The organism is Candidatus Accumulibacter sp. ACC003 (assembly GCF_907163085.1).
Lineage (GTDB): Bacteria > Pseudomonadota > Gammaproteobacteria > Burkholderiales > Rhodocyclaceae > Accumulibacter.
Genome location: NZ_CAJQTX010000005.1, coordinates 159,134 through 174,992, shown reverse-complemented (window position 1 = coordinate 174,992; position 15,859 = coordinate 159,134). Strand labels below are relative to the sequence as shown.

General features: G+C 63.6%; 15 protein-coding genes. 7 read left to right on the top strand and 8 right to left on the bottom strand.

The window, feature by feature from the left end; all coding sequences use genetic code 11:
- The first annotated feature begins 6 nt into the window (after positions 1-6).
- Together QZ656_RS10655 and QZ656_RS10650 are read left to right on the top strand one after the other, a co-directional pair.
- Complete coding sequence (locus tag QZ656_RS10655) at positions 7-705, top strand: MOSC domain-containing protein (protein ID WP_291993367.1); 699 nt, start codon at positions 7-9, stop codon at positions 703-705.
- 33 nt (positions 706-738) lie between these two features.
- Positions 739-1,944, top strand: coding sequence for an MFS transporter (locus QZ656_RS10650; protein WP_291993366.1), 1,206 nt, complete (start codon positions 739-741; stop codon positions 1,942-1,944).
- A gap of 44 nt (positions 1,945-1,988) precedes the next feature.
- Here the strand turns inward: QZ656_RS10650 and QZ656_RS10645 are convergent, their stop codons facing one another.
- From QZ656_RS10645 to leuA, 3 genes are all read right to left on the bottom strand, one after another.
- Positions 1,989-3,227: a hypothetical protein gene (locus QZ656_RS10645; RefSeq protein WP_291993365.1), complete on the bottom strand. Its 1,239-nt coding sequence runs from the start codon at positions 3,225-3,227 to the stop codon at positions 1,989-1,991.
- 63 nt (positions 3,228-3,290) lie between these two features.
- Complete coding sequence (locus QZ656_RS10640; RefSeq protein WP_291993364.1) at positions 3,291-4,841, bottom strand: exopolyphosphatase; 1,551 nt, start codon at positions 4,839-4,841, stop codon at positions 3,291-3,293.
- Between the two features lie 271 nt (positions 4,842-5,112).
- Complete coding sequence (leuA, locus tag QZ656_RS10635; RefSeq protein WP_291993363.1) at positions 5,113-6,813, bottom strand: 2-isopropylmalate synthase; 1,701 nt, start codon at positions 6,811-6,813, stop codon at positions 5,113-5,115.
- Between the two features lie 172 nt (positions 6,814-6,985).
- Here leuA and QZ656_RS10630 point away from each other — a divergent pair, with 172 nt between their 5' ends.
- Positions 6,986-7,462, top strand: a complete 477-nt coding sequence (locus tag QZ656_RS10630; protein WP_291993362.1) for an Lrp/AsnC family transcriptional regulator — start codon at positions 6,986-6,988, stop codon at positions 7,460-7,462.
- 378 nt (positions 7,463-7,840) lie between these two features.
- On the opposite strand, the gene QZ656_RS10625 is transcribed toward QZ656_RS10630, so the two are convergent.
- The 5 genes from QZ656_RS10625 to petA form a co-directional block, all read right to left on the bottom strand.
- Positions 7,841-8,260 carry a ClpXP protease specificity-enhancing factor gene (locus QZ656_RS10625; protein WP_291993361.1) on the bottom strand — a complete coding sequence of 140 codons (420 nt, stop codon included), beginning with the start codon at positions 8,258-8,260 and terminating at the stop codon, positions 7,841-7,843.
- Between the two features lie 72 nt (positions 8,261-8,332).
- Positions 8,333-8,929 carry a glutathione S-transferase N-terminal domain-containing protein gene (locus QZ656_RS10620; RefSeq protein WP_291993829.1) on the bottom strand — a complete coding sequence of 199 codons (597 nt, stop codon included), beginning with the start codon at positions 8,927-8,929 and terminating at the stop codon, positions 8,333-8,335.
- A gap of 97 nt (positions 8,930-9,026) precedes the next feature.
- A complete protein-coding gene (locus QZ656_RS10615; RefSeq protein WP_291993360.1) occupies positions 9,027-9,737 on the bottom strand; it encodes a cytochrome c1 in 711 nt (236 codons plus the stop codon).
- Between the two features lie 13 nt (positions 9,738-9,750).
- Positions 9,751-10,974 (bottom strand): cytochrome b N-terminal domain-containing protein, encoded by a 1,224-nt coding sequence (locus QZ656_RS10610; protein WP_291993828.1) that lies wholly within the window; start codon positions 10,972-10,974, stop codon positions 9,751-9,753.
- 99 nt (positions 10,975-11,073) lie between these two features.
- Complete coding sequence (petA, locus tag QZ656_RS10605; protein ID WP_291993359.1) at positions 11,074-11,670, bottom strand: ubiquinol-cytochrome c reductase iron-sulfur subunit; 597 nt, start codon at positions 11,668-11,670, stop codon at positions 11,074-11,076.
- A 192-nt stretch (positions 11,671-11,862) separates the two neighbouring features.
- Between petA and QZ656_RS10600 the strand changes: the two genes are divergently transcribed.
- The 4 genes from QZ656_RS10600 to QZ656_RS10585 all read left to right on the top strand — a co-directional run bounded on the left by QZ656_RS10600 (position 11,863) and on the right by QZ656_RS10585 (position 15,567).
- On the top strand, positions 11,863-12,936 hold the full coding sequence (locus QZ656_RS10600) for a Druantia anti-phage system protein DruA (protein WP_291992010.1): 1,074 nt from the start codon (positions 11,863-11,865) through the stop codon (positions 12,934-12,936).
- Positions 12,900-13,649, top strand: coding sequence for an ISAs1 family transposase (locus QZ656_RS10595; RefSeq protein ID WP_291991589.1), 750 nt, complete (start codon positions 12,900-12,902; stop codon positions 13,647-13,649). The genes QZ656_RS10600 and QZ656_RS10595 overlap by 37 nt, the downstream gene beginning before the upstream one ends.
- Before the next feature lie 131 nt (positions 13,650-13,780).
- Positions 13,781-14,854 carry a Druantia anti-phage system protein DruA gene (locus tag QZ656_RS10590; RefSeq protein ID WP_291991588.1) on the top strand — a complete coding sequence of 358 codons (1,074 nt, stop codon included), beginning with the start codon at positions 13,781-13,783 and terminating at the stop codon, positions 14,852-14,854.
- Complete coding sequence (locus QZ656_RS10585; protein WP_291991589.1) at positions 14,818-15,567, top strand: ISAs1 family transposase; 750 nt, start codon at positions 14,818-14,820, stop codon at positions 15,565-15,567. The genes QZ656_RS10590 and QZ656_RS10585 overlap by 37 nt, the downstream gene beginning before the upstream one ends.
- Positions 15,568-15,859: the final 292 nt, after the last annotated feature.

Sequence of the window (15,859 nt, the reverse complement as noted above, 5' to 3'; positions counted from 1 at the left end):
ACTGACGTGAGCGAGGTCCTGTTGTTTGCCGGCGGCTTGACGAGAATCGACGAGCACGGTCAGTCGACCGGCATCTGGAAGAGTCCGTGCACCGCTGGCGTTGAGCTCGGTCCGATGGGCCTGGCCGGCGACGTTCAGGCCGACCGTCGCGTCCACGGTGGCGTCGACAAAGCACTCCATCAGTACGCCCCCGAGAACTATCGCCGCCTCGCCGAACGCTTTCCGGCGATCGCCGCGCAACTGCTGCCGGGCAGCATCGGCGAGAACATCTCGGCGAGCGGCTTCGACGAGAATAACGTTTGTATCGGCGACGTCTTCGGCCTTGGCCAGGCCAGGTTGCAGGTCAGTCAGCCGCGTAGCCCGTGCTGGAAGATCGACCATCGCTACGCCACCGATGGCGTTGCCAAAACGATCGGCGAGCTGGGGCTGACCGGCTGGTACTACCGCGTGCTCGAGGGTGCCGTGGTCAGCAGCGGCGAGCCGCTGCAAATGCTCGAGCGAGCGCCAGCCGCGGTGTCGCTGGCCGAGCTCTGGCAAGTCTGGCGGGCGCACCGACCCGAGCCAGCGGCGCTTCAGCGTTTGCTGGCCGCACCCGGCCTGAATTCGAGCTGGCAGAAAAAACTCGCTGATCGCCTGCAGTGGTTGCGCGCCAACGCCGGTGCTTCGGCGCCAGCTCGCCCGCCCTTCCATTCGCGACCGGACTGAGCCAAGCCAGGCGCTTGCCCAAGCCATGCTCGCATGCTCTGGCTGAGACTATTCCTGCCCTTCGCCGGCGGCTACTTCCTGTCCTATCTGTACCGCACGGCGAATGCCGTCATCGGGCCGGTACTGAGCAGCGAGCTGGCACTCGGCGCCGGCAGCCTGGGGCTGCTGACCAGCGCCTACTTTCTCTCGTTCGCCGCCGCGCAACTGCCGCTCGGGATCGTCCTCGACCGCTTTGGCGCGCGCCGCGTCGAAGCGGCGCTGTTGCTGATCGCCGCCGTCGGTGCGACGGCCTTCGCGCTGGGCAACAGCATCGGCGACCTGGCGTTCGCCCGTGGCCTGATCGGGCTCGGCGTCTCGGCGTGCCTGATGGCCGCCTTCAAGGCCTTTGCCCTGTGGTTCCCGCGCGACCGGCAGGCGTCGCTGACCGGCTGGATCATGAGCTCGGGCGGGCTCGGCTCGCTGGCCGCCAGCGTGCCGCTGGAAGCGGCTCTGCAGCACACCGGCTGGCGCGAAATCTTCCTGGTGCTCGCCGGCATGACCCTGGCCGTCGCCATCTGGCTGTTCGTCAGCGTTCCCGAACGCGCCGCCAGCGGTGAACCGGAGTCGCTGGCGGCGCAGTGGGCCGGCGTCAGGGAGGTCTTCGGCAGCGCGCATTTCTGGCGCTACGCGCCGCTCGGCCTGACGCTGACCGGTGGTTTCCTGGCCGTCCAGACGCTGTGGTCGGTTTCCTGGCTGATGCACGTCAATGGCCATACGCGCGCCAGCGCCGCCGAACACCTGGCCGGAATGAGCGTCGCGATGCTCGTCGGCTATGTCCTGATCGGCGTGCTGGCGACGCGTCTGGCGCGTCGCGGATTCACGCCGGTAATCCTGCTGGCCGGCGGCCTCGGTCTGTCCTTGCTGACCCTGGCGTTGATCGTCAGCGAAGCCTGCCCCCAAACTCGCCTGCTGTGGGCCGCCTACGGGGCTTTTTCGAGCGTTGGGCCGCTGGCCTTTTCGCAGACTGCGGCGGGTTTTCCGGTGGCCTTGTCGGGCCGCGCCAGCACGGCCTTCAACCTGATGGTCTTCGGCGGCGCTTTTGCCGCGCAGTGGGCCATCGGGGTGCTGATCGACGTGCTGGTCGCGCAGGGGCAGAACGCGGCGGCGGCGCACCGGCAGGCCTTTCAGATCTTATTGGCGCTGCAGTTTCTGGCCTACGCGTGGTTTCTCATCGCCGGGCGCCGCTGCCGTTCACAGTGAAGCGTAGCGTGCATTTCCTGGCGGCGGCGCTGCCAGGCGGCCGCTCAGCGATACAGCGGCAGCGCTGCCAGGCGGTGGTCGATCTCGCGGCTCAGCTCTTGAAAAGCGGCGTTGTCGGGACCACCGAAGCGGCGTTGGAAGGTGGCTTCCGAGAGGTCTTCGGGCAGGCCGCCGAGTGCAGGAGCGAGTTCGGCGTCGGCCAGCGATGATCGCCGCGCGGCTTGCAGGCGTGGCGAGTCGGCGGCAATGAGCTCGCCGAAGCGAGTGCCGGCGCGGTCGGCGGCGAGATCGGCAAACGAAAAGCCACTGCCGCCACGCGAGTCGTCGATTTCCTTGTAAATGCCGATCGCGTTCGCCGCCGGCTCGCCAGCCCACGCCGCCAGCGCCGCCGAAATCGTGAAATGCTGGGCCTTGTCGTAGTGGCCGTGCAACGTCAGTTCAAGTGGGCGAGCTTGCGGCCATTGGCGCGCCGCCGGTAGCAGCGTGCTCAGACGCTTTTCCGACAGATAGGCGGCGAGGACCAGCAGTGCCGCGCGATCGTCTTGCAGCGTGCGCTTGCCGACGCGGCTCAGCAGCGGCGCCAGAATCTTGCTCAGCGGCACGCGCGCGCGCGCTGGATAGTCGGCGAGCAGAGCCGCCAGGGCGCGCTGAGCGGCTTCGATATCGGCGATCTCGGTCGGCGTGAACGCCCGCGAGCGGGCGCTCTCGAGCAAGCCGGGTTCCCAGGCGTAGGAGACGGCGACCAGGCCGCGGGCCGGCGCGAATTGCAGCCCGCGAAACGCCTGCCGCGCGAGGTGCCAGTCGGCGCCAAGACCGCTGTACTCGATCGCCAAAGCGATCAGCCATTCGGCCACGCCGGGCGGGATCGGCAGCGCGCCGAGCGACGCCGAGGCGATCCGTGGCTGGCCGTCGACGACCTTGAAAAGGACCGACAGGTTGAGGTAGGGCGCTGCAAGTAGGCGCGGTGCCGCGACGCTGAGGCGAACTTCGGCGCTTTCCTTGGCCAGCGCGAAGGCGCCGCGCCCTTGCAGGACGCGGCTGCTCAGGTGGTTGAGCGCCTCGTCGATCAGTGCCGCCGGGATCAGTGCCGTTCGTTGCTCGCCACGACGCAGCCGGCGTGGATCGTTGCTGGCCAGCAAGCTTTTCGCGTCGGCGATCGACGTCGGCGAGATGCTGGCGCTGCGGCTGACCAGCGGCGCTGCTTCCAGCGTGCTCGCCAGAAGCAGCGCTATGGCCAGCAGTGGCAGCAGCAAGAGCGCGACCAGCCAGGCGGCGAAACGCATCAGCAAGGCGCCAGCAGCGGCAGTTCGCGGCCGCCGTAAGGCGCCGGAGCGATCATCGCGTCATCATGCGCTGGCGCTGGCCGTCGCCGGCGCCGGCAGCTTGCCGGCGCTGCGCAGGCGCAATGCGAAACCCGCCTTGCGCAGTCGCCCGGCCTCAATCTGCAGGTCGGCGCGCGTCAGGGGATGCGCGTCGAGCCACGTTGGCGGGAAAAGCAGTTCCAGTCGTCGCCCGGCGACGCGCAGCGCGACCTCGGGCAGCGCCTCGCTGCTGCGACCGCGGTGCAATACCACCGCCAGGCGCAGGAGGACGCACAGACGTGGCGCCGATCGTTGCCATTCCTTCGGCAGCTGCGCAAAGGCCGTCGCCGGAAAGCCCCGGCGGTGGCGTCTGACCAGCGCCGACAGCAGCAGCTGGTCGTCACGCGAGTAGCCGGGCAGGTCGGCGTGCTCGAGGACGTAGGCGCCGTGCTTGTGATACTGGTCGTGCGTCAACAGCAGGCCGACCTCGTGCAAGTGCGCCGCGCGCCCGAGGACTTCAGCCGCGTTGCCACGCAGTTGCCAGTTGCCGCGCACCTGCCGTAGCAGCGCCAGTGCGGTGGCGTTAACCCGCGCCGCCTGCGCCGCGTCGAGGCTGAAGCGGCTGATGACGTCGGCGATGGTCCGGTCGCGAACGTCTTCGTGACGGATGCGGCCGAGCAGGTCGTAAATCAGGCCCTCGCGCAGCGCGCCTTCCGAGACCTGCAGCTGCTCGATGGCCAGTGCCTCGCAGAGCCCGTGCAGGACGACGAAGCCACCGACGAAGACGCGTGCCCGCGCCGGGTCGAGTTGCCAGCGGCTGGCGATGGCCGCCGTATCGCCGATATCGAGCAGCGCCGCGCGCAGCCGGCGCAGCGCCTCCAGGCTGATTCCTTCGCGGCTCCAGCCTTCGCTGACGACGACGTCCTGGATCGCCTTGATCGATCCAGAAGCGCCGGTCACCACCTGCCAGCCGCGCGCCAGATAGTCCTCGCGTACCGGTTCCAGGTTGAGCTGCACCATCAGCTCGGCTTCGCGCAGCCGTCCGGCGGTGATCCGGCCGTCGCCGAAACACGCGCGGCTCATGCTGACGCAACCCATGCGCAGGCTCGCCAGGTGCAGCGGGTCGAACTTCTCGCCGATGATCAGTTCGGTGCTGCCGCCGCCAATGTCGATGACCAGCCGTTGTCCGGCAACGTCCGCGACGCTGTGCGCGACGCCCAGGTAGATCAGTCGCGCTTCTTCCTGGCCACCGACGATCTCGACCTTGTGGCCGAGGACTTGCTCGGCGCGGGTGACGAAATCGGCGCTGTTGCGCGCCTGGCGGAGCGTGTTGGTACCGACGATGCGCAGCTGTTCCGGCGGGATCTGCCGCAGTCTCTGGCCGAAACGCGCCAGGCATTCGAGCGCGCGTCGCTGTGAACTTTCCGACAGCCGGTTGTGGCTGTCGAGACCGCCGGCCAGCTGCACCATCTCGCGCAGGCGGTCGAGCAGCTGCACCTGACCGTTCGCCAGGCGCGCGACGATCATGTGAAAACTGTTCGAACCGAGGTCGATCGCAGCAACGAAATCGGCAGAGGCGTCGGGATTTTTTGGCATGGTCGGTGCAAGTCCTCAAACGATTGGCGGCGGGCGCGGCAGCGGCGAAGGTGCGACTGCGCGCAGCTACCCGTCCTGCGCCACGCGACGATGGTCGATGCGGTCACGCGCGGCGGTGAATGGCGCCCCTGGTGTCGGCCGCAGGTGGCGGGTGGTCAAAGCAAGCGGAGTATCCCTGCCGCCGACGACTTCGTCAATCGTCGGCCCGCCGCGGCGATTCCCGGATGAACGACGCCGGCAGAGTCGATGCGTCGACTCTGCCGCTTGGCAGCTAAGCCGCGTGTTGCTGGCGCACGTCCGGCACGCTCGCCAGCATGCGGTTGATGCCATTGACCAGCGCTTCGATCGAAGCGGTAATGATGTTGGCGTCGACGCCGGCTCCGTAGAACTCGCCGGCGCCGCCGCTGGCCGCGGCGACCTCGATGAAGGCGCAAGCTCTGGCGTTGCCGCCCTCGCCACTGGGGCTCATGGCGCGCTCCTCGTAACTGCGTACCTGCACGCTGATGCCTACGTTTTGAAAGGCATGCACCGCCGCGTCGATCGGACCGTTGCCGACGCCGCTGAGCCGCTGCGCGACGCCATCGATGTCGACGGTGAGCCGAATTCCCTGGCCGTCGCCGTTCTCGAAGAGGTGATGCTCGTGGTAGCGAAGCGGCGCCGAAGTCTCGAGATAGGTGTCCGCGAAGAGTTGCCAGATCGCGGTGGCGCTCATCTCGCCGCCGTGCGTGTCGACGCGTTGCTGGACGACGCTCGAAAATTCGACCTGCAGGCGGCGCGGCATGACGACGCCGCATTCGCTCTCCAGCAAGTAGGCGATGCCGCCCTTGCCCGACTGGCTATTGACCCGGATCACCGAGTCGTAGCTGCGGCCGACGTCGGCCGGATCGATCGGCAGGTAGGGGACGTTCCAGAAGCCATCGCTGCGGTCGATGGCAAAGCCCTTCTTGATCGCGTCCTGATGCGATCCCGAGAAAGCGGTGAACACCAGGTCGCCGACGTAGGGATGGCGCGGGTGGATCGGCAACTGGCTGCAATCCTCGAAAGTTCGGGCGACGGCATTGATGTCCGAGAAGTCGAGTCCCGGCGCGACGCCCTGGGTGTAGAGATTGAGCGCCAGCGTCACCAGGTCGACGTTGCCGGTACGCTCGCCGTTGCCGAAAAGGCAGCCCTCGACGCGCTCGGCGCCGGCCATCAAGGCGAGCTCGGCGGCGGCGACGGCGGTGCCGCGGTCGTTGTGCGGGTGCAGGCTGATGATCACGCTGTCGCGCCGTGCGAGGTGGCGATGCATCCATTCGATCTGGTCGGCATAGACGTTCGGCGTCGCCACCTCGACGGTTGTCGGCAGGTTGAGGATCACCTTGTTGTCGGGCGTCGCGCCCCACGCGGCGGTCACCGCATCACACACTTCGAGCGCAAAATCGAGTTCGGTCGCGGTGAAGGTCTCCGGGCTGTACTCGAGCACCCATTCGGTTTCCGGCGCGGCCGCGGCGAGTTGCTTGATCAGCTTGACCGCGGCGACCGCCATGTCGACGACTTCACCGCGGCTCATGTGGAAAACGCTGTCGCGGAATGGTTTCGAGGTGGCGTTATAGACATGCACGATTGCACGCCGCGCACCCTTGAGCGACTCCATCGTCCGCCGGATCAGGTGCTCGCGCGCCTGCGTCAGGACTTCGATGCTGACGTCGTCGGGGATGTGTTGGCCGTCGATGAGCTGGCGAACGAAATCGAAATCGGTCTGCGACGCCGATGGAAAAGCCACTTCGATCTCCTTGAAGCCGATCTCGCAGAGCGTGCGGAACATGCGCATCTTGCGCTCAAGGTTCATCGGTTCGAAGAGCGCCTGGTTGCCGTCGCGCAGGTCGGTACTCATCCACGTCGGCGGCTTGCTGATCGTCTGGTTCGGCCACTGGCGGTCGGTGAGTTCGACCGGCGGGAACGAGCGGTATTTGGTGGCAGGGTTGGTCAACATGGCGGCAGCTCCTCGGGCTTCTCTTGATGAAATTGATGCAGCCATGGTAAGCAAAAGCGGCCGGCAGGTGCTTGCGTTGTGCGCCTGAAAAAGCGATCATCGAGCAATGAAATTGCGCGCAGTGTGAGTGATACGCAGTAAGATTGCGCAAATAGTAAGCGGAGGTGATTTCATGCAACTCGATCGCTACGACTGGCAGATTCTGCGCGTCCTTCAGCAAGACGGCCGCATCAGCAACCAGGACCTCGCCGAGCGCATCGGCCTGTCGCCTTCACCGTGCCTGCGGCGGGTGCGCGCACTCGAGGAGTCGGGGCTGATCAGCGGCTACCGGGCGCTGCTCGACGCCAGGAAGCTCGGTCTGTCGCTGATGGCGCTGATCCACATTTCGATGGATCGGCACACGCCCGAGCGCTTCACCAGCTTCGACGCCGCCATCGCCGAAATCCCCGAGCTGCTCGAATGCCTGCTGATCACCGGTCAGGACGCCGACTACCAGCTCAAGGTGGTGGTCAAGGACATGGACGCGTACCAGGAACTGCTGCTCAACCGCCTCACCCGCATCCCCGGCGTAACCGGCGTCCATTCGAGCTTTGTCCTGCGGCGGGTCGTCGATCGCACGGCCTTGCCGCTGACGATGCCGGCGAGCTGAGGATTGGCCGACGCTGGCGGCCGACTGCAGCGCTAAATTCTTGACGAGACCGTCTGCAAGCCTGAAAGCAATGCCAGAGCGAAGCGTTGTGGTCGCTGAAATTGGCATCTGCCAACGCGCTTGCGCCGACGCTTCACGGGCCAGCGTCCCGGCGAGCGTTACCGGGCGCCATGGCCGACACACCGCATGCGCTACGCTCCCACACCGTCATTGCGAGGAGGCACGGTGTTACGTTCGCCGCTCTCCCGGGTCTGACGGTCGATGATGAAAGTCATCACCGTATCTCTTGCTTGCCGTTTGCGAGCTGATGCCGTCAAGCGCGTGCGTCAGGCCTCAGGAAGCTGCGCAAAGAATGCGCGACCGTTGTGGCAATCGCCACTATTTGATGCGCTGCAACTTTGGCCGGCCAGCCGGCGGCGTGCTTGGTGGCACCGGGTCGTCGCCGTCGTCGCCAGTGGCGTCGGTGCTGGCAACGGCGGCGCTGGCGCTTTCCGGCTCGAAAGCCATGCCGGAGCCGTTCTCACGAGCATAGATCGCCGAAACGTTGCCGATCGGGATCAGCAGGTCGCGGGCGACGCCGCCAAAACGCGCCTGGAAGCTGATCAGGTCGTTTGCCAACTCGAGACGGCTGGTCGCTTCGTAGCCAACGTTGAGAACGATCTGGCCATCGCGAACATGTTCCATCGGGACGCGCGTGCGGGCGTCGACCAAAACGGCCAGGTAGGGTGTGAAATTGTTATCCGTGCACCATTGGTGGATGGCGCGAATCAGGTAGGGTTTGGTCGACGGCAGATCCAAGGGCATTCCCGTGAGACGTGATCGAGTGGTGGCGGCGGGCAACGCCGGTGCCGGCGTCGCCCGCCGTGCCCTTTACTTGCGCATGGCTTTTTCGGACGGCGTCAGCGCGTCGATGAAGCCTTGCCGGCTGAAAATCCGCTCGCCGTACTTCATCAACGGCGCGGCGGCACTCGACAGTTCGATACCGTAATGGTCGATCCGCCAGAGTAGGGGCGCGATGGCGACGTCGAGCATCGAGAAGTCGTCACCGAGCATGTGCTTCTGCTTGACGAACACCGGCGCCATTTCCGTAAGGCGGTCGCGAATCTGCTGGCGGGCGCGGTCGGCGGTCTTGCCGTTCTTCTCCAGCGGCTCGATGTAGGCGAAGACCTCGCGCTCCATGGTGATCAGCAACTGCCGTGCGCGTGCGCGCATGATCGGGTCGGCCGGCATCAGTTGCGGGTGCGGGAAGCGCTCGTCGATGTACTCGTTGATGATGTTCGGCTCGTACAGGATGAGGTCCCGTTCGACGAGGACCGGCACGCGGCCGTAGGGGTTGATCATCGCGATGTCGTCGGGTTTGGCGAACAAATCGACGTCGATCACCTGGAAATCCATGCCTTTTTCGTAGAGCACGATGCGGCAGCGGTGGCTGAACGGGCAGGTGGTTCCCGAATAAAGATTCATCATCATCAATACCCTCAAAAACGAATCGGCATCGCGACGGCGGCGGGCGCGTATCGCGCCCTCGCCGGCGATGCCGTAGCCTGAAACCCGGCGACTGTTGTTACTTGATGTCTTTCCAGTAGTTCTTCTTCATCTTGTAGGCGAAGCCGAAGAGAACCAGGAGATAGGCCAGAACACCGAAGCCGAGCTGCTTGCGGAAGCCGGCTTCTGGCTCCGCAGCCCAGACCATGAAGCCGACCAGGTTGGCTATGGTCTTGTCGAATTCGGCAGGTGTCTGGGTACCGGGAGTTGCCAGCTCCAGGTGATGATCGGCGTCCAGGACCTGTATCCCCTGCAACTGCCACAGCACGTGCGGCATGCCGACGTTCTCGAACATCAGGTTGTTCCAGCCAGTCGGCCGCTTGTCGTCGCGGTAGAACGAGCGCAGATAGGTGTACAGCCAGTCGGCACCGCTGCCGTCTTCGGAGGCACGCGAACGCGCGACCAGCGACAGGTCTGGAGGCGCTGCACCAAACCAGGCCTTTTGCTCGCCTGGCCGCGCGGCAATGCGCATCGGTTCGCCGACCTTGTCGGCGGTAAACAACAGGTTTTCCTTGATCTGCTGCTCGGTCAGACCGAGCTGGGTCAGACGGTTGTAGCGGACATAGCTCAAGCCGTGGCAGTTCATGCAGTAGTTGACAAAGGTCCTGGCGCCGCTTTGCAGCGCGGCATTGTTGCTCTGCACATCGGGAGCCTTGTCAAGATGAACAGCGGCGCCGCTGGCCAGGGCAATGGCCGGTGCAACGAGCAATGCAGTGAGCAATCTTTTCATTTTGTGCTTTCCTTTACATCGTCACGCGGTCGGGTTCCGGCTTGTACTTGTCGATCTTCGACCACCATGGCATGGTCAGGAAGAAGAGGAAGTAGTACAGGCTGAGAAGCTGAGCCACCGGAGCGCCCGGGATGATGCCGAAGAAAGCGTAGGATGGCGCTTTCGTGCCAAGGAAGCCGAGGATGAAGAACGAGATCACGAAGATCGTCAGCAGGGTCTTGAAGATCGGCCCGCGATAGCGGATCGACTTGACCGGGCTGCGGTCCAGCCACGGCAGAAATGCCAGGATCACGACGCCACCACCCATCGCCACGACGCCCCAGAACTTGGCGTCGATGCCGAACAGCGGCCAGACCATGGCGCGCAGCAGCGAGTAGTAGGGCGTGAAGTACCATACCGGGGCAATATGCAGCGGCGTCTTGAGCGGGTCGGCCGGGATGAAGTTGTTGTACTCGAGGAAGTAGCCGCCACCTTCGGGAGCGAAGAAGACGATGATCGAGAAGACCATCAGGAAGACGACGACGCCGACGATGTCCTTGACCGAGTAGTACGGGTGGAAGGGGATGCCGTCGAGCGGGATGCCTTGCGCGTCCTTGCGTTTCTTGATCTCGACGCCGTCCGGGTTGTTCGAGCCGACTTCGTGCAGCGCCAGGATGTGCGCGGCGACCAGACCGAGCAGGACCAGCGGCACGGCGATGACGTGGAACGAGAAGAAACGGTTGAGCGTCGCGTCGCCGACGACGAAGTCACCGCGAATCCAGATCGAGAGCGGTTCGCCGACCAGCGGAATCGCCGAGAAGAGGTTGACGATCACCTGCGCACCCCAGAACGACATCTGTCCCCACGGCAACAGATAGCCCATGAATGCCTCGGCCATCAGGCACAGGAAGAGCAGCGTGCCGAAAACCCAGATCAGCTCGCGCGGCTGTCGATACGAGCCGTAGATGATGCCGCGGAACATGTGCAGGTAGACCACCACGAAGAACGCCGAGGCGCCGGTCGAGTGCATGTAGCGCACCAACCATCCCCAGGGCACGTCGCGCATGATGTATTCGACGCTGGCAAAGGCGATTGGAATGCCGCTGGCGTTGAGGCTGGCGTCGGGTTTGTAGTGCATGACCAGGAAGATGCCGGTAACGATCTGGATGACCAGCACCAGCATCGCCAGCGAACCGAAGAAGTACCAGAAGTTGAAGTTCTTCGGTGCGTAGTATTCGGAGAGGTGGCCGCGCCACATCGACGTCGCCGGGAAACGGGCGTCAAACCACTCGAGCGCCTTGCCCTGCAGGGAGCCGTCGGATTTGTATTTTTCGAAGTTGGTATTCGACGCCATGGCTTAGGCCCCCTTCTTGTGTTCACCGATGAGGATGCGCGTGTCCGACAGATACATGTGCGGCGGCACCTCAAGGTTGGTGGGTGCCGGCTGGCTCTTGAAGACGCGGCCGGCAAAGTCGAAGTGGGAACCGTGGCACGGGCACAAGAAGCCGCCGAGCCAGTCGGCGGCCATGCCGTCTGCGGGACCATGCTTGAATTTCGCCGATGGCGAGCAGCCGAGGTGGGTACAGATGCCGACGACGACCATGTACTCGGGCTTTATCGAGCGCGTCTCGTTCTTGCAATACTCCGGCTGCATGTCCTTGTCGGAACTTGGGTCGGCCATTTGGTCGTTGAGCTCGGGAAGCGTCTCGAGCATTGGCTTGTTGCGGTTGATGATCCATACCGGCTTGCCGCGCCACTCGACGGTCATCATCTGCCCGAGTTCGAGGTTGCCGATATCGACTTCGACTGGTGCGCCGGCTGCCTTGGCCCGCTCGGACGGCAGCATGCTGGAGAGGAAGGGTACAAGTGCTACCAGCGCCCCCGCCCCGCCAACAGCAGCGGTCGCGACGACCAATCGCCGCCTGCCGCAGTCCACTTTGCTCTCATTGCTCATAGCGCTGATCCCTAGCACGTAATGGAAAGTTGGTACGAACTAAACCGCGGCATTATACGTGAATCTGTCGTCGGAGAGAATCGCGCGGCTTGCCCAGGCAGGGTGGATTTGTCCTCTCAGGCAACGCACGGGCAATCAAGCAGTTAGTTCTTCCCCCTGGACATCTGCGCCGGAAGTCCGTATAAATGGCGCATGGAAAGCGTTCTTGGTGCATTGCGTGTTCGCTTGGTGGGCAAGAGCGAAGAGGCTCGCTATCGGGAGTTGATGGCAGAGCATCACTACCTGGGCGACCTGGCGAAGATCGGGCACACGCTTTGGTACGTGGCCACCTACGGCGAAAAGTGGACGGCCCTGCTGAGTTTCTCTGCGGCGGCCTGGAAATGCGGCGTTCGTGACCGCTGGATCGGCTGGGACTATCGGCATCAGTACGATCGCTTGGGCCTGGTCGCCAACAACAGTCGCTTTCTGATCCTTCCCGATTGGCATTACCCCAATCTCGGCTCCAAGGTGCTCTCGCTGTGCGAGCGACGGGTCGCCGAGGATTGGCAGGCGCATTTCGGGAAGCCGCTGTTACTGCTGGAGACCTTTGTGGACCCCTCGCGCTTCCAGGGGACCGTCTATCGCGCCGCGAACTGGACGCCTCTGGGGCTGACGCAAGGCTTTCGCCGCACCCGAGAAGGCTACAGCGCCCACCCGACGTCGCCCAAAGTTGTCTTTGTTCGCCCCTTGCAGGCGGACGCTCGCGGCCAACTTTCCCGCTCGATACTCAACCCCCGCTATCGCACAGGAGCGCCCAGGATGATGCTCACCGCCGAACAGATGCGCACGCTTCCCGATTTCTTTGCCGGCATCGCCTACCCGCGGCGCGCGCAAGGAAGGCGTCACCCCCTTCCTGCCGTTCTGGCCATCGCCACGGCGGCGGTCTTGTGCGGAATGCGGGGCTACAAAGCCATCGCCGGGTGGGCCAAAGACCTCACACCGAAAGCACGCGAGCGTTTCCGCTGTCGTCGCGAGAAGGGCGTTTACCGCGTACCCAGCGAGTTCATCATTCGTGACGTCCTGATCCGTGTCGATCCCATGGCGCTCGATCAAGCGTGTCAGCAGTGGAACAAGGCCTATGCTCAAGACGACCCCAGTCTGGCGGTCGACGGCAAGACCATGCGCAATGCCCATGACGAGCACGGTCAGCAAGCACACATCATGAGCGTGGTCGGGCATCAGACCGGCGTGTGTCACACCCAAAAAAAGTCGGCACCTTGCCCGTAAATGGCGGGGACGAGCTCAAGCAGACCAATGAAATCGGGATGTTCATACCCCTGCTCGATGCGATCGATATTCAGGGCAAGGACATCACCGCCGACGCGCTACTGACACAGCGCAAGCTGGCGACCTACCTGGTGGAGCGCAAGGCGCACTATCACTTCACGGTCAAAGGCAATCAGCCAACACTGCAAGCCGATATCGCGCTCCTCTTCCAGGATCGGAAGGGGGCAGACTTCGTGGCGGTTTCGCCACCTGACCATGGTCGGATCGAGACTCGGCGTATTTGGTGCAGCAATGCCCTCAACGCCTATCTCGACTTCCCGTATGTCGGCCAGGTGTTCTTGATCGAGCGCGAAGTGCTGCACAAGAAGAGCGGCAAGCGGACGCACGAAATCGCTCTCGGGATCACCAGTCGCCCTCCAGAACAGGCCAGCCCACAGCAAATCCTCGCCATCAATCGCGGCCATTGGTCGATAGAGAACCGCTGTCACTACGTCATCGACTGGAACTACGACGAGGACCGTAGCCGTATTCGGACTGGTTACGGACCCGAGAACATGTCACGCCTGCGCCGCTTTGCCGTCGGAATCCTGCACCACTTCTCCGACGGCAAAACCAGCATTTCCGAAAAAATGCGCCACCTCAACCGCAACATCCGATTGGTCTTCGACTACCTGCGCATGACCAAAAATTCTACAGGCCACGTATCACCTTGATCCCGGCACGAGAACAAATTTACCGTGCTTGCCCAGGCAGGGTGGATTTGTCCTCTCAGGCAACGCACGGGCAATCAAGCAGTTAGTTCTTCCCCCTGGACATCTGCGCCGGAAGTCCGTATAAATGGCGCATGGAAAGCGTTCTTGGTGCATTGCGTGTTCGCTTGGTGGGCAAGAGCGAAGAGGCTCGCTATCGGGAGTTGATGGCAGAGCATCACTACTTGGGCGACCTGGCGAAGATCGGGCACACGCTTTGGTACGTGGCCACCTACGGCGAAAAGTGGACGGCCCTGCTGAGTTTCTCTGCGGCGGCCTGGAAATGCGGCGTTCGTGACCGCTGGATCGGCTGGGACTATCGGCATCAGTACGATCGCTTGGGCCTGGTCGCCAACAACAGTCGCTTTCTGATCCTTCCCGATTGGCATTACCCCAATCTCGGCTCCAAGGTGCTCTCGCTGTGCGAGCGACGGGTCGCCGAGGATTGGCAGGCGCATTTCGGGAAGCCGCTGTTACTGCTGGAGACCTTTGTGGACCCCTCGCGCTTCCAGGGGACCGTCTATCGCGCCGCGAACTGGACGCCTCTGGGGCTGACGCAAGGCTTTCGCCGCACCCGAGAAGGCTACAGCGCCCACCCGACGTCGCCCAAAGTTGTCTTTGTTCGCCCCTTGCAGGCGGACGCTCGCGGCCAACTTTCCCGCTCGATACTCAACCCCCGCTATCGCACAGGAGCGCCCAGGATGATGCTCACCGCCGAACAGATGCGCACGCTTCCCGATTTCTTTGCCGGCATCGCCGACCCGCGGCGCGCGCAAGGAAGGCGTCACCCCCTTCCTGCCGTTCTGGCCATCGCCACGGCGGCGGTCTTGTGCGGAATGCGGGGCTACAAAGCCATCGCCGGGTGGGCCAAAGACCTCACACCGAAAGCACGCGAGCGTTTCCGCTGTCGTCGCGAGAAGGGCGTTTACCGCGTACCCAGCGAGTTCATCATTCGTGACGTCCTGATCCGTGTCGATCCCATGGCGCTCGATCAAGCGTGTCAGCAGTGGAACAAGGCCTATGCTCAAGACGACCCCAGTCTGGCGGTCGACGGCAAGACCATGCGCAATGCCCATGACGAGCACGGTCAGCAAGCACACATCATGAGCGTGGTCGGGCATCAGACCGGCGTGTGTCACACCCAAAAAAAGTCGGCACCTTGCCCGTAAATGGCGGGGACGAGCTCAAGCAGACCAATGAAATCGGGATGTTCATACCCCTGCTCGATGCGATCGATATTCAGGGCAAGGACATCACCGCCGACGCGCTACTGACACAGCGCAAGCTGGCGACCTACCTGGTGGAGCGCAAGGCGCACTATCACTTCACGGTCAAAGGCAATCAGCCAACACTGCAAGCCGATATCGCGCTCCTCTTCCAGGATCGGAAGGGGGCAGACTTCGTGGCGGTTTCGCCACCTGACCATGGTCGGATCGAGACTCGGCGTATTTGGTGCAGCAATGCCCTCAACGCCTATCTCGACTTCCCGTATGTCGGCCAGGTGTTCTTGATCGAGCGCGAAGTGCTGCACAAGAAGAGCGGCAAGCGGACGCACGAAATCGCTCTCGGGATCACCAGTCGCCCTCCAGAACAGGCCAGCCCACAGCAAATTCTCGCCATCAATCGCGGCCATTGGTCGATAGAGAACCGCTGTCACTACGTCATCGACTGGAACTACGACGAGGACCGTAGCCGTATTCGGACTGGTTACGGACCCGAGAACATGTCACGCCTGCGCCGCTTTGCCGTCGGAATCCTGCACCACTTCTCCGACGGCAAAACCAGCATTTCCGAAAAAATGCGCCACCTCAACCGCAACATCCGATTGGTCTTCGACTACCTGCGCATGACCAAAAATTCTACAGGCCACGTATCACCTTGATCCCGGCACGAGAACAAATTTACCGTGCTTGCCCAGGCGCGTCTCCGCCGCGTTATCGTCGTTGCGCCGCCGTCGGCTGTCGAGCCTGCCGGCGAGCCGCTGGCGCGGTCCCGACCCGGCGTCAATCGTGGCGGCGGCGTGTTTCCCGGGCGGATCTTCCACGCACCATCAATGTAAGTCGTTGATGTAATTGAAGTAAGCCATAAATCGCCCGAACGCGTAGGCATGTAACAATGTATTTACGGTTTTACAAACATGTCGTTATATTGTTAAGTGTCGGCATGTACATCGC

What these genes read in the sequence shown, in the direction of transcription:
- QZ656_RS10650 (WP_291993366.1), top strand. Translation starts at nt 739, where the DNA reads ATGCTCTGGCTGAGACTATTCCTGCCCTTCGCCGGCGGCTACTTCCTG.
- QZ656_RS10645 (WP_291993365.1), bottom strand. Translation starts at nt 3,227, where the DNA reads ATGCGTTTCGCCGCCTGGCTGGTCGCGCTCTTGCTGCTGCCACTGCTG.
- QZ656_RS10640 (WP_291993364.1), bottom strand. Translation starts at nt 4,841, where the DNA reads ATGCCAAAAAATCCCGACGCCTCTGCCGATTTCGTTGCTGCGATCGAC.
- leuA (WP_291993363.1), bottom strand. Translation starts at nt 6,813, where the DNA reads ATGTTGACCAACCCTGCCACCAAATACCGCTCGTTCCCGCCGGTCGAA.
- QZ656_RS10630 (WP_291993362.1), top strand. Translation starts at nt 6,986, where the DNA reads ATGCAACTCGATCGCTACGACTGGCAGATTCTGCGCGTCCTTCAGCAA.
- QZ656_RS10620 (WP_291993829.1), bottom strand. Translation starts at nt 8,929, where the DNA reads ATGATGAATCTTTATTCGGGAACCACCTGCCCGTTCAGCCACCGCTGC.
- QZ656_RS10615 (WP_291993360.1), bottom strand. Translation starts at nt 9,737, where the DNA reads ATGAAAAGATTGCTCACTGCATTGCTCGTTGCACCGGCCATTGCCCTG.
- QZ656_RS10610 (WP_291993828.1), bottom strand. Translation starts at nt 10,974, where the DNA reads ATGTGGCGCGGCCACCTCTCCGAATACTACGCACCGAAGAACTTCAAC.
- petA (WP_291993359.1), bottom strand. Translation starts at nt 11,670, where the DNA reads ATGAGCAATGAGAGCAAAGTGGACTGCGGCAGGCGGCGATTGGTCGTC.
- QZ656_RS10600 (WP_291992010.1), top strand. Translation starts at nt 11,863, where the DNA reads ATGGAAAGCGTTCTTGGTGCATTGCGTGTTCGCTTGGTGGGCAAGAGC.
- QZ656_RS10590 (WP_291991588.1), top strand. Translation starts at nt 13,781, where the DNA reads ATGGAAAGCGTTCTTGGTGCATTGCGTGTTCGCTTGGTGGGCAAGAGC.